We start from the raw sequence: 12,792 nt of genomic DNA on the forward strand, positions 1-12,792 counted from the left end.
CCGCGGCCCGGCTGACCGGGCCTAGTTGGGGGGCGTGGTGGGTAGACGGGGATTGAGGTGGGAGCGGATCTGCAGCAGGGTCTTGTGGTACTCCTCGGCGTGGTGCTCCATGAAGGAGGCGCTGTGGTTGAGGCGCCGCTCCAGCCGATCCACCAGCAGGGCCACCCTGGGGGCGGCCATGCCGGCCGGCCAGCACAGTTGCAGCAGCTCCAGCAGTTGCCAGGCATCGCCCGGCAGGGCGGGGAACTCCTCCTGCAGGGTCAGCGCATACTGCACGGCCAGCTGGTGCTGACCCGCCGCGCTGGCCCGTTGCCGTTCCTGGCGCAGGTAGGTCAGCCGCAGTTCGCGCCGCTCCAGCTGTTTCATGAAATCGCCGATGACCTGCTTGAACAGCTGCTGCACCAGCGGGGCCGGGGCGACCCTGGCCTGATACTGGCTGAGCTGGCTCAGGTAGCGCTTGGCGTGGTGGGGTAGGCCGCAGAACTGGCTGACGGCAAAGCCGAGCAGCTGGTTGAGGTGGTTGTCCCGCGCGCTCTCCGGCGGGTGCTTGGCGAGCAGCAACAGGGCCTCGTCGAAGCGATAGTCCAGGCTCAGCATCAGCGCCTGCAGCAAGGCATCCTCGTGGGCCCGCAGGGTCACCGCCTGGCTGAGGTAGCGATACTCCTGCTGCAAGGCACTGATCCGGGCGGCGCTCGGGTAGTGCCAGAGCACCGCCAGGCTGGCATTGAGGATGAAATTCTCGATGGATACCCGGAACTTGTGATCGGCGAAGAAGTGCAGGCTGAGGGCGTTGGCCTGCTCCAGTGCCTTGCCCTCGTCCTTGAGCAGCAGCGCCAGCAGAATGGCCGCCTGGCGCCACTCCGGTTGCCAGGCTTGCTTTTGCAGCAGCAGGGTGAGCACGTCCCAGGCCCCTTCCCATTGCCGCTCGTGCAGCAGACAGGCCAGCGCCAGCTCCAGTTGCAGGGGGGCAGGCAGCCGTTCCCGGTTGCGGGCCAGATCCTTGCGCGCACTCTCCAGCTTGTTCAGCCCCAGCAGGGCGTGGATCAGCCCCTTGCGCGGCCACCAGGCGTCGTGTTCCGTGGTGCAGACCGCGTAGTGCTGGGCGGCGTGAAAGTGATCCTGCTGCTGCAGCAGCATGTAGCCCTTAATCCGGTCCAGCAACGGCCCCAGCTCCCGGTACTTCTGCTGTTGGTAGAGCAGATCCTCGCACAGGGCACAGCTGACCTGCCACTCCCTGAGCTTCATCGGGGCGGGCAGGGTGCGGGTCAGCCCGGTCAGCTGCACCAGTTCGCGCAGACTGGCGGTGAGCTGATCGGCGGTGAACGGCATGGGCAGCAGCAGCGGAAAGTAGAGGTCGGAAGGGGGGAACTGCAGCTGATCGTGATCCTCGTCCAGCAGCAGCAGCACGCAGCCCGGCTCGAGCAGACCCAGATAGTGGGCCTCCTGCAGCAAGCGCACCCCCTCACGGGCCTGATGGTGATACTGGCGGCAGATGACCACATCGAACGACTGCTGGCGCAGCAGGGTGGGCAGGGTCGCCAGCTCCTTGCAGTGGATCAGCTGGGCGGGGGTGATCCCCTGCTCATTCAGCCCTCGGGAGAGGGCCGTGCTGAGCATGGCATCATCTTCGATCAGGAGGATCTGCATCCTTGGCGCTCCTTGGCTGGTTCAGGGTACGGACAAGTATGGCATGTTGCCGGAGTCAAAGAGAGCTATCACTCTTGGCGCCAGCCTGGGGGCGGTCAATTCCTCCCCGCCATCAGGCACCTGGCGGGTTGATGAGAAACACCACAGCGCCGCGATAGGCCGCCGAGTCGGCCAGCCTGCTTTCCCACGTTGGATCCCACTCGCCTCCCTGCACCAGCCCCACCTTGAAGGGCAGGGTCAGCCGCGTCAGCTCCTGAAGGTAGCGGGCGTAGCCCGGCTCGGTGCGGCGGCCGCGATAGGTCTGCACCACCAGCTCGTCGACCACGCCGGCGAGGGCGTTGAGGGTTGCGACGTCGCCGGTGCGGGTCCAGTCCAGCAGGCCGGTGATGCTGATGGCGCAGTCGGCGGGCAGCTGGCGCAGGAAGTCGCCATAATCCGCCAGCCGGTGGGTGCGGGCATCAAAATCGATCTGGACGCCGCGCACCTCATTGCCTTTGCGCTGCCAGGCCGCCAGCTGGTTGGTCAGGTTCTTGAGCAGGGCCTCATCCCAGTCGAGCCGCTCCACCCGGTAGGCGAGCCAGAGCTCCTTTACCGGCAGCTTGCTCGGCGCTATGCCTTGCCCCTGAAAGCGCACGGGCTGGCGCGCATCGAGCGGGCCTATCTCCCCCTGATGCAGATAGAGCCGCTCGGCCTGCTGCAGCACCGGCTGGGGCCTGACTCCGGCCCACAGCCAGAACTGGCGGTAGTGGCTCGCCTCGACGGCGGCGCTGGTCTCGGCGCTCAGTAGCGCCAGCATCACCAGTAATATTTGAGCTGCTTGGCCCACTGGCTCGTTCCGTACTGGCGTTTGAGGGTGTTGAACCAGCCCTTGCGCTGGCTGAGGGGGATCTCCTGGCTGCCGCAGCTGTTGTTGCCGCTCGGGGCGTAGCAGTTGATGGCGCGGTAGAGGGCGTAGGCCTTCTCCTCCTTGGCGGCCTTGGGGCTGGCGATCACCTGTTGATACCAGTCGAGCCGGCTGCGCTGCTGGCCGGCAAACAGATCCCGGCTGCCCGCCAGGGTGTCAGCCCCCGGTCGCTGCAGGAGCGGATCCCAGTCCAGCCCCTGGCTCAGGAAAAACTCGCCAAGGCAGTTGAGCGCCTTGGGGGATTTGGGGTTGTCCACCAGGGTGGTGACCACCGCCGTGAGGGCCGGGCACTGATACTCCTGGCTCCCTTGCCAGTCGAACGGGGCGGCCAGCGGGGCCAGCGCCAGATCCTGCAGGAAGCCCCGGTAGTCGCCGTGGGTCAGCTGCTTGTAGCGCAGGGTGTGGCCGGCGCGCTGGCGCAGGGTGTCGGAGGCCTGCTCATCCTGCACCATGCGGCGCAGCAGCGGGGCCGGTGCCACGTACTCCAGCAGGGGAATGCGGTAGTGATCGCTCTGGATGGGGCTCTCCTTGGCGAACACCTGCTCCAACCGGCCGGCCCGCTCCAGGGTCATGGCCAGTGCCAGCTGCAACAGCTGATCCTGCAAGGGGGTGGGCTGGCTGGCGAGCAGGGTGCGCCACTGCTGCTCCGCCTCGGGCAGCGCCTGACTGGCCGCCAGCGCCATGCCCTTGAGCACCTGCTGGCTGAAGGCCAGGTTGTCGAGTGGTCCCTTGTCGAGGGCAGGAGCGGCGGCGATGACGGCGGCATAATCCTTGGCCAGATAGTAGCGCTCGGCCTGTTGCAAATAGGCGAGCCAGGCCGGGTTGCTGGCAAACTGGGCGCTCTGCTGCGCGAGCTCGCTGCTTTGCAGCGGCTGCCACTCGTCCCAGCTCTCGTGCAGCCGCAGCCGGCGCAGATCCTGCACCAGGGTCAGCTGCGGCATGGCGGCTGAGCCGGTGAAACCGGGCTGCATCAGCAGCTTGAGGTCTATTTCGTTGAGCAGCTCCGGGTTGCCCGGCAGGCGGCTCGCCTGCTGGAACAGGCCGGCCAGCGCCGCCTCGTCCCCCTTGAACCAGGCGAGCCGGCGCAGCAGCCCGTTGGCGGAGTCGAGATAGCGCCCCTGTGGGTAGCGGCCGCGATAGTCGGCGATGAACTGCTCGGCGCGCTGCACGCCCGCCTGGTCAATCTGGTTGCGATCCAGGGTGCCCCAGTCATCGAAGGCGCTTTGCTGGGACTGGTTGAGGGCGACCCGGATCCGCATGTAATCCGCCGTCTCTTTCAGCCAGGGCTGATCCTGTCCGGCGAGGGCGGCAAACAGCGCATCGGCCTGGGCGAACTCCCCCTGATAGAAGAGTTGGCTGGCGGCCAGGTAGTCGGCAAAGCCCTGGCCGGCGGCCGACAGCGGCGCGGCCTTGGCTTCTGGCGCTGTTTCGGCTTGCTGGGCGCACTGGCCCAGCATGGCCAGCCGCTGGCGGGCCAGCTGGCTGCGCTCGTCGGCGCCCAGCGCCGGGGTGTCTACCAGCACCTGCAGGAAGGCTTCGGCCGCGACCGGATTGTTGCTGATGCAGCGCCCCTCGCTCCAGCCGGCGGCCCGCTCCAGGGCGGCCTGGGTGGTGCTCTGCTCGATGCCGAGACCGGCGGCCAGCGCCAGCAGGGGAGCCGGTCCGGCGGGGGCCGGCTCGGTTTGGGTCGGGTTGAGCAGGGCCGGGTTGAGCAGATCCCCGATGGCGAAGGGCAGCGGCAGCGGCGCCTTGGGCAGCGAGAAGGCCTGCTCATCGGCCAGCAGCAGCGCCAGGTTGGTGCGGGTGTCGTTGTCGGGGGAGAGGAACGGCAGCCCGTTCAGGTGGCACTGGGCGGCGGTCAGTTGCAGGGTGAGCGGCGTCTCGCAGCCATCCGGGCCGCAGGCCAGGGCGGGCAGGCTGCACAGGGCCAGCCACAGGGGAGTCAGTTTCATGGGCGCTTCCAGCAGGAGTCGGGATGCTGGCACGCTACAAGATGGCTTCGCCCCTTTCAACTGACCATAGGGGCAGGTCGGCCGGCGGCGGGCCTATTGCAGACCGGGCCCTTTGGCCGAGAAGGGGCAGTCGCGCTGCTGGATCAGTTGCTCCCCCGAGCCCGCCGCCCCCTGCCAGTGCAGGGCGAGCTGGCCGAGGCGGCCCAGGTGGCGCAGCTCGAACTCGTAGCGCAGGCAGGGCTCGGTTAGGGGCAGGCTGGCCATGTCGACCGGCAGCCGATAGTCGTAGCGCAGCAGGGGGCCGTCTGTCAGCGTGCTGTGGCTGGGCAGCAGTCCTTCCGCCGTGGGGACGGGGGCGCTCAGCCGGCGGCGCAGACTCAAGGGCGCGTCGATCGCCTTCTGGTAGTGCAGGCCATTCATGGCCGCCAGCTCCTCCTCCAGCCGTTGCAACTCCCCCTCCAGCCCGCTCAGCGCCGCCCCCAGCTGTTGATGAACGGGGGCGGCGCAGCCCCCCAGCAGCAGGGTGAGGAGCAACAAGGGGGCGTGGGTCGGGTGCATGGGCTCTCCTTTGAGCGCACGGATGGGCTGGGCCGGGGCTGACTATAGCAGGGTATTGGTGGGCGGCGCGGCGCGCAGCAGGCCGGCGAGCCGCTCCAGCCCCTCGGCGACGCGGGCGTCGGTGGCTGGCTGGCTCAGGCTCAGCCGCACTCCCTGCGGGGCGGCGAACTGGCCGGCGGCGAAGTGTTCCCCGCTGGCCACGCCGACGTCAAGGGCGTTGGCGGCCTCGGCGAACTCCTGGCTGCGCCAGGGCTCCGGTAGCGGCAGCCAGGCGTGCATGGAGCCCGCCTGCCAGCAGGCCCCTGGCAGCAGGTGGCGCAGCAGCTCGCCGCGACGTGCCAGGATCTGCCGCTGCTGTTCGACCAATGGCATGATCTGGCGCTGGCTCACCAGCTTGCAGGCCAGCTCGATGAGCAGCGGGCTCACCATCCAGCTCGACAGCCGCATCGCCTGGGCGAAGGCACCGCGCAGGGCCGGCGGGGTCAGCACGAAGCCAACCCGCAGGCCGCCACAGGCGATCTTGGCTAGGCTGCCCAGATAGATGACTCGTTCCGGCGCCAGGTTGACCATCGCCGTCACCGGTTGCTGGGGCAGCAGGCCGTTGACGTCGTCCTCGATGATCAACAGGTCGTGGCGACGGGCGATGGCGACGATGGCCTCGCGCCGCGCCAGGCTCATGGTGGCGGTGGTGGGATTTTGCAGGGTGGGGGTGAGGTAGAGCAGCTTGGCGCGGCGGGTGCGACAGGCCGCCTCCAGGGCGTCGGGCAGCAGCCCCTCTGCGTCCATCGCCAGCCCCACTACCTGGTTCTTCAGCTGGCGGGCATTGCCCAGCATGCCGGGGTAGCTGAGCCCTTCGCAGAACAGGGTCTCCCCCACGCAGCCGGTGGCCAGCAGGGAGAGCATGATGCCGTGCTGGGCGCCGTGGCTGAACAGCAGATACTCCTCGCTGCCCGCCACCCCCTGCTCGGCCAGCCAGTCGATAAAGAGCTGGCGCTGGCTCGGCTGGCCCGCCTCCTTGTCATAACCGAGCAGGGCGTTGAGATCCCCGTCCGCCACTTCCGCCAGCATGGGGCGGATGATGGCGGCTCGATCCAGCTGCACCGGCAGGTTCTGCCACAACTCGATGCGGTGTCCCTCCTCCTTGCGGATCACCCAGGCGTTGGCCGGATCCTCATGCTCCCCCTTGACCCAGGTGCCGTGCCCCACCCGGGCGGCCAGCAGCCCGCGCCGCTCCGCCTCGCCATAGGCGCGGGTGACGGTGCCGACGGTGACCCCCAGCTTGTCCGCCAGCGCCCTGTGGGTGGGCAGCCGGGTCTGGGGCGGCAGGGCGCCGTCCTGAATGGCCTGCTCGATGGCCTTCACCAGCTTGAGGTAGAGGGGGCCGGCGAAGGGGGTGAGGTCCGGGGTCCAGATTGTCATGGTGACAATAAATCCATTGATCGAAATGTATCGGCAATATAGCGTGATTTTGAACCCGACAACAACCAAAAGTGGCACATTGTATCGATACAATGTGCGCAGTTCAGGAGTACAAAGATGACGATCGAATGGTATGCCACCCTGTTTGGCTTTGCGTTGCTCACCTGTGGCACGCCGGGCCCCAACAACCTCATGCTGACCGCCTCCGGCGCCAACTTCGGGGTGCGTCGCACCCTGCCCCATCTGATCGGTGTCGTGGTGGGACAACCCGTCCTGCAACTGGTGCTGGCGCTGGGGCTCTACCCCCTGTTCGAGCGTTGGCCGCTGCTCAAGCTGAGCCTGCAGGTGCTGGGCAGCCTCTATCTGCTGTGGCTGGCATGGCGCATCGCGGTGGCCGGTGCCCCCGGCGATCCGGAACGACGTTCGCGCCCGCTGACCTTGCTGGAGGGGCTGGGCTTCCAGTTTCTCAATCCCAAGGCCTGGATGATGGGGATCTCCGCCATCAGTCTGTTCAGTCTGCCGGGCAGTGCTTACTGGCCGAGTCTGTGGGGCATCATGGCCGTCTTCCCCATGGCCGGATTGCCAGTCTGCTTTGCCTGGGTGCTGTTCGGTCATCAGCTCAGCCGCTGGATCAACTCTGACAGAGGCTGGCGCCGGCTCAACGGCAGCTTGGGGGCGCTGACCGCGCTCTGCGTGGTGATGCTCTGGTACTGAGTGCTGCCAAGGGCCGCATAAAGATGCGAAGAAAGTGCATCTGCGGCCTTGTCTGACGGGCACCGGCTCTGCATATTAGAAGGCTTGTCGCCGAGTCGGCGCCCTGCATCATCAAGAGGTTGAGATGGATCTGAACTGGTTGCTTCCCCTGGCGGGCTTTGCCCTCATCACTTGTGGCACGCCGGGCCCCAACAACATGCTGCTCACCAGCGCCGGTGCGGCCCAGGGCTTTCGCCGCAGCGTGCCCCTGCTGGTGGGCGTGGTGGGGGGGATCAACCTGATGATCCTGGCCACGGCGCTGGGGCTGGGGGTGATGTTCGAGCAACTGCCGCTGCTGCACGACGGGCTCAAGCTCATCGGCTCGGCCTACCTGCTCTGGCTGGCCTGGAAGGTGGCGACCGCCAGCGGCCCGGCCGAGGGCAACCGGCCGCTGATCCCGGCCCATCAGGGGGCCATGCTGCAACTGCTCAACCCCAAGGCGTGGATGATGGCGCTCTCCGCCATCAGCGGCTTCACCCTGGCGGGGGAGGCCTACTGGCCCTCCGCCATCTGGGTGCTCGGCATCTTCTTCGTGACTGGCCTCTATACCGGGGCCTTCTGGGTGCTGTTCGGTGCCCAGGTGCGCCGCCTCATTCGTACCGCCAGAGGCTGGCGTCGTTTCAATCTCGGCATGGGGGTCGCCACGGCGGCCTGCGTGCTGATGATCTGGATTTAGTCCGGGCCTGTCCGGGCCTTTACCGGCTGTCTTGTTGGCCCTGCGGGGCCTTTTTTATTCACGGGGCGGTGCGATGACGCGCGCCACCCTCTAGTTGGTTTGCACAATCGGTGTACACGATCGGTTTGCACAAGGAGGTCCCATGAAATGTATCGGTCTGCTGGGTGGCATGAGCTGGGAGTCCACCGTCAGCTACTATCAGGCGCTCAACCGGGGCGTGCGCGAGCGGCTCGGCGGCCTGCACTCGGCGCGGGTGCTGCTGAGCAGCGTCGACTTTGCCGAGATAGAGCGGCTGCAGCATATCGGCGACTGGCCCGCCACCGCCCGCCTGCTGGCGGCCGAGGCGCGGGCCATCCAGGCCGGCGGCGCCGATTTTCTGCTGATCGGCACCAACACCATGCACAAGGTGGCGCCCGAGATCGAGGCTGCCATCGACATCCCGTTGCTCCATATCGCCGATGCCACCGCGCGTCAGCTGCAAGCGGACGGGATCCAAAGGGTCGGCCTGCTCGGCACCTGTTTCACCATGGAGCAGGATTTCTACAAGGGGCGCTTGCAGGAGAAGTTCGGGCTGGAGGTGCTGGTGCCTGATACGGCTCAGCGGGAGCGGGTGCACCGTATCATCTATGACGAGCTGTGCCTCGGCGACATTCGCGATGCATCGCGGGCCGAGTATCTGGCCATTATCGAGGGGCTGGCGGCCGCTGGCGCTCAGGCGGTGATCCTCGGCTGCACCGAGATAGCCCTGCTGGTGGGGGAGGCTGAGGCCGCGGTGCCGCTCTACGACACCACCGCCATTCACGCCGAGGCGGCGGTAACCCTGGCGCTGGCTTGACGATAGGAGCCTGCTGGCAAGCAGGTGGGGCAGATAGTGGGTTGGAACATGCCGCACCAGGGTGCCGCTCTACAACACAACCATGGCCATCCACGCCGAGGCGGCAGTCACTCTGGCGCTGGCTTGACGACAGGGGCCTGCTGGCAAGCGGATAAGCCAGAAATTGTCCGGCCGCCGGCTCGACAGGGCTTGACCTTGCCGCAGGGTTGCTGCTTAGGCTGAAGGTCCGCTTTGGCCAACGAGGAACGACTCATGCAGCGTCGCGATTTTCTCAAATTCTCCACCGCCGTCGGTATCGCCGGTGCCCTGCCCTGGTGGGGTCGGGCGGTTGCCGCCGAGCGCCCAGCCCTGCCGATTCCTGCGCTGCTGGAGGCGGACGCCAGCGGTGTGTTTCAGCTCAGGGCCCAGCCGGGCCAGATGCAGTGGCGACGCCAGCCGACTCATAGCTGGGGCTACAACGGCAACCTGCTCGGCCCCACTTTGCGTGCCCGCCAGGGGCAGGCGGTGCGAGTCCGGGTCGCCAACCAGCTGGCGGAGACCACCACGGTGCACTGGCACGGGCTGGAGGTGCCCGGCACCGCCGATGGCGGCCCGCAGGCCAGCATCCCTTCCGGCAAAGAGTGGCAGGCGGCGTTTCGCATCGAGCAGCCGGCGGCCACCTGCTGGTATCACCCCCACACCCATGGGCAGACCGGCCATCAGGTGGCCATGGGACTGGCCGGGCTTTTCATCCTCGACGACGAGGAGAGCCTGCGGCTGCCGCTGCCCCAGCGCTGGGGCGTGGACGACATCCCGCTGGTGCTGCAGGACAAGCGGCTCGATGGGCGGGATCAGGTGGACTACCAGCTGGACGTGATGAGCGCCGCGGTCGGCTGGTTCGGCGATCTGATGCTGACCAATGGCGCCGTCTATCCGACCCACGACGCGCCTCGTGGCTGGCTGCGGTTGCGGCTGCTCAACGGCTGCAATGCCCGCTCCCTCACGTTGGCGACCAGCGATGGCCGCCCCTTGTATGTGATCGGCTGCGATGGCGGCCTGCTGGCGGAGCCGGTGGCGCTGAGCGAGTTGGCGCTGCTGCCGGGAGAGCGCTTCGAGGTGATGGTGGATGCCCGCAACGGCAAGGTGTTCGATCTGCTCACTCTGCCGGTACGCCAGATGGGGATGACCCTGGCGCCGTTCGATGCGGCCCTGCCGCTGCTGCGGATCCGGCCCTCCCTCATCGAGGGCAAGGGACGCTTGCCGGACAGCCTGGTCCGGCTGCCGGCGCTGCCCGCCACTCAAGGCTTGCCGAGCCGCACCCTGACCCTGTCGATGGATCCCGAGCTGGATCGGCAGGGGATGCAGGCGCTGATGAGCCGCTACGGCCACGGCGCCATGGCGGGCATGAGCATGGCCCACGGCGATACGGGTACCATGGCCGGGATGAAGATGGACGGGCAGGGCGACGGGATGGCGGGGATGGATCATGGCGACATGGCCATGCCAGCGGGGGAGATGCAGCACGACACCATGGCCGGGATGCAGGAGGACAAGGGCAGTGCCAGGCCGCTGGATCTGCACGGCGGCAACCGCATCAACGGCCAGGCCTTCGCCATGAACGACCCGCAGTTTGCGGTCAAGCGCGGCCGCACCGAGCGCTGGATCATCTCGGGGGAGGGGGACATGATGCTGCACCCATTCCATATCCATGGCACCCGCTTCCGGATCCTGAGCGAGAACGGTCAGCCGGTTGCCCCCCATCGCGCCGGCTGGAAGGACATCGTCAAGGTGGAGGGCGGGCGCAGCGAGGTGCTGGTGCGCTTCGATCACACTGCGCCCAAGGAGCGGGCCTACATGGCCCACTGCCATCTGCTGGAGCACGAGGATACCGGCATGATGCTCTCGTTCACGGTGGAAGAGTAAAAAGAATGGCCCGAACGGGGCCATTTATTCATTTCACTGGTCAGATCTCACTATCTACGCACGCCACATACCCCTCGGCATAAAAGCGTGTAAAATTGCGCCCTGAATTTTCCGGCCAGCGCGCGCTGGCCGCGACTCCTTACCTGCAAGGCTGACACTGTGACTGAAGTAGATAGATTCGCGGACATTCGCCCCTACCGCGATGAGGAAGTGCCGGCAGCCATCGAACGGCTGATCCGGGATGATGAATTTGTCGGCGCCATCGCCAAGTATCGTTTCGGCTCCCTGATGAGCTGGCTGGGCTGGGCCATCCGCCCGTTGATCCGCCAGTTCCTGCGCTACAAGTGGTCCAAGGTGACCACCATCCATCAGGTGCAGATGGGGGTGACCCGCTACATGAGCCGGATGATCGCCACCTCCACCCAGGGGGTGACCTTCTCCGGGCTCGAGCATCTGAAGAAGGAGCAGGGCTACCTGTTCGTCTCCAACCACAGGGACATCGCCATGGATCCGGCGTTCGTCAACTGGGGGCTGCACACCCATGGTTTCGATACCGTGCGCATTGCCATCGGCGACAACCTGCTGCGCAAACCCTGCGCCACCGAGCTGATGAAGCTCAACAAGAGCTTCATCGTCAAGCGCTCCGCCAAGGGGCCGCGGGAGATGATGAAGGCGCTCGGCGAGCTGTCGGCCTACATCGGCCAGTCGGTGCACGAAGGCCACTCCATCTGGATCGCCCAGAAGGAAGGACGCGCCAAGAACGGCGATGACAAGACAGATCCGGCCATCCTCAAGATGTTCTATGTGGACGGCAAGAAGCAGAAGATCGAGTTCGTCGACTACATGCGCAGCCTCAATATCGTGCCGGTCAGCATCAGCTACGAGCTGGATCCCACCGACAAGGCCAAGGCGCGCGAGCTGTACGAGAAGTCGGTCAACGGCAGCTACGAGAAGGGCGAGTTCGAGGACATCGAGAGCATCGTCGCTGGCATCGTCGGCCAGAAGGGGCGGGTACACGTCTCCTTCGGCGCCCCCATCACCGAGGGCTTCAGCGATCCGGACGAGCTGGCTGCGCTGATCGACAAGGCGATCTGGGGCAACTACCGCCTCTTCCCGGGCAACTACCTGGCTGCAGATGTGTCCGGCAAGGCCAACACCATCGAGCAGGCTGCCTTCCTGAGCCGTCAGTCGGAGGTGCCGGAAGAGCACAAGGCCATCTGGCGCGCCATGTACGCCAAGCCGGTGGAGAACGCCAGCAAGGCTTGAATGGCACCGGTTATCACCGGGTGATGCGAAAAAAACGGGAGCAGATGCTCCCGTTTTTGCGTCTGGTCAAAGTCGACGGTGCTGGAGTAGTGAATAATATTGTTTCAGCTGGTACGATCACTGGGCGAACGCGCTTGCGCCTCTTGGCAAGCCGCGGATGAGTGTGTAACAGTGCACTCATCCCGCTTGATACGAGCAAATGCTCTATCTCTGTCTGCACGGATTGCAGGCGGTGTGACACAAGGACCTCAACAGGGTCCTTTTTCATTTTGCGGCTAAGATGTCGCCTGAATACACCTAAGGAAGCGCCATGATCACCGGCAGTCTGAACACCCTGCAGCGCACGCCGCTGCCCGCCCCGCTGGACCGTATCATGGTCGAGGTGGTGCAAAGCGTCGAACAGTGGCTGCAGGCGCCGCTCGGCAAGCAGGAGATCGACGGCCTCACGCTGTTCTGCCTGGTGAGCGAAGAGCTGACCGAGCCGGCCGCGGATCGCCGTGGCGAGTTCCATCAGCAGTACCTGGACATCCAGCTGCTGCTGCGTGGCGAAGAGTGGATCGGGGTCGGGCCCCATGGCTATGTTGCCGAAGGCGCCGATCATCCCCATCCCGACCTCTGGTTCGTCGAGGACGAACAGACCAGTTATCTGGCGTTGCAGCCCGGCGACTTCGCCATCTTCTGGCCGGGAGAACTGCATCGCCCCCTCTGCACCCCCAACCAGCCGGCTCAGGTGAAGAAGCTGGTGGTCAAGGTGCACCGGGATCTGCTGGCCGGCCTGTGACCGCTGGCGCAGCCTGGCTGAGACGAGTGCCCGGAATCATCCGGATTTGCACTTAACATATTGAAAAATTGGGCGCACTTTCCTGCGACCATAAGCCCC

The 12,792-nt window shown here is 66.2% G+C and carries 11 protein-coding genes; 6 read left to right on the top strand and 5 right to left on the bottom strand.

All coding sequences use genetic code 11. From position 1 onward, the window contains the following. Window positions 1-21 precede the first annotated feature (21 nt). The 5 genes from PG900_RS16235 to PG900_RS16255 all read right to left on the bottom strand — a co-directional run bounded on the left by PG900_RS16235 (window position 22) and on the right by PG900_RS16255 (window position 6,480). On the bottom strand, window positions 22-1,647 hold the full coding sequence (locus PG900_RS16235; RefSeq protein WP_270831811.1) for a hypothetical protein: 1,626 nt from the start codon (window positions 1,645-1,647) through the stop codon (window positions 22-24). Between the two features lie 112 nt (window positions 1,648-1,759). Then, the gene (locus PG900_RS16240; protein WP_270831812.1) at window positions 1,760-2,473 is read right to left on the bottom strand and encodes a DUF3142 domain-containing protein; all 714 of its coding nucleotides are present in this window, start codon (window positions 2,471-2,473) and stop codon (window positions 1,760-1,762) included. Further along, entirely contained in the window at window positions 2,443-4,503 is a 2,061-nt protein-coding gene (locus PG900_RS16245; protein ID WP_270831813.1) for a hypothetical protein, read from the bottom strand. Before PG900_RS16245 ends, PG900_RS16240 begins: the two co-directional genes overlap by 31 nt. A gap of 93 nt (window positions 4,504-4,596) precedes the next feature. Continuing rightward, the gene (locus PG900_RS16250; RefSeq protein ID WP_270831814.1) at window positions 4,597-5,061 is read right to left on the bottom strand and encodes a hypothetical protein; all 465 of its coding nucleotides are present in this window, start codon (window positions 5,059-5,061) and stop codon (window positions 4,597-4,599) included. A 42-nt stretch (window positions 5,062-5,103) separates the two neighbouring features. Beyond that, window positions 5,104-6,480: an aminotransferase-like domain-containing protein gene (locus tag PG900_RS16255; RefSeq protein ID WP_270831815.1), complete on the bottom strand. Its 1,377-nt coding sequence runs from the start codon at window positions 6,478-6,480 to the stop codon at window positions 5,104-5,106. A gap of 117 nt (window positions 6,481-6,597) precedes the next feature. Between PG900_RS16255 and PG900_RS16260 the strand changes: the two genes are divergently transcribed. From PG900_RS16260 to PG900_RS16285, 6 genes are all read left to right on the top strand, one after another. Continuing rightward, a complete protein-coding gene (locus PG900_RS16260) occupies window positions 6,598-7,194 on the top strand; it encodes a LysE family translocator (RefSeq protein WP_016351932.1) in 597 nt (198 codons plus the stop codon). Between the two features lie 124 nt (window positions 7,195-7,318). Further along, window positions 7,319-7,909, top strand: a complete 591-nt coding sequence (locus PG900_RS16265) for a LysE family translocator (protein ID WP_017411093.1) — start codon at window positions 7,319-7,321, stop codon at window positions 7,907-7,909. A 142-nt stretch (window positions 7,910-8,051) separates the two neighbouring features. Then, on the top strand, window positions 8,052-8,744 hold the full coding sequence (locus PG900_RS16270) for an aspartate/glutamate racemase family protein (RefSeq protein WP_270831816.1): 693 nt from the start codon (window positions 8,052-8,054) through the stop codon (window positions 8,742-8,744). 252 nt (window positions 8,745-8,996) lie between these two features. Next, window positions 8,997-10,646, top strand: coding sequence for a multicopper oxidase CueO (cueO, locus tag PG900_RS16275; protein WP_270831818.1), 1,650 nt, complete (start codon window positions 8,997-8,999; stop codon window positions 10,644-10,646). A 159-nt stretch (window positions 10,647-10,805) separates the two neighbouring features. Beyond that, on the top strand, window positions 10,806-11,912 hold the full coding sequence (locus PG900_RS16280) for a 1-acyl-sn-glycerol-3-phosphate acyltransferase (protein WP_073351671.1): 1,107 nt from the start codon (window positions 10,806-10,808) through the stop codon (window positions 11,910-11,912). A 310-nt stretch (window positions 11,913-12,222) separates the two neighbouring features. Beyond that, window positions 12,223-12,693 (top strand): YhcH/YjgK/YiaL family protein, encoded by a 471-nt coding sequence (locus PG900_RS16285; protein ID WP_011707329.1) that lies wholly within the window; start codon window positions 12,223-12,225, stop codon window positions 12,691-12,693. The last annotated feature ends 99 nt before the right edge of the window (window positions 12,694-12,792 follow it).

This window comes from Aeromonas sp. QDB03, from assembly GCF_027707985.1.
In the GTDB taxonomy this organism is placed as follows: Bacteria; Pseudomonadota; Gammaproteobacteria; order Enterobacterales; family Aeromonadaceae; genus Aeromonas; species Aeromonas hydrophila.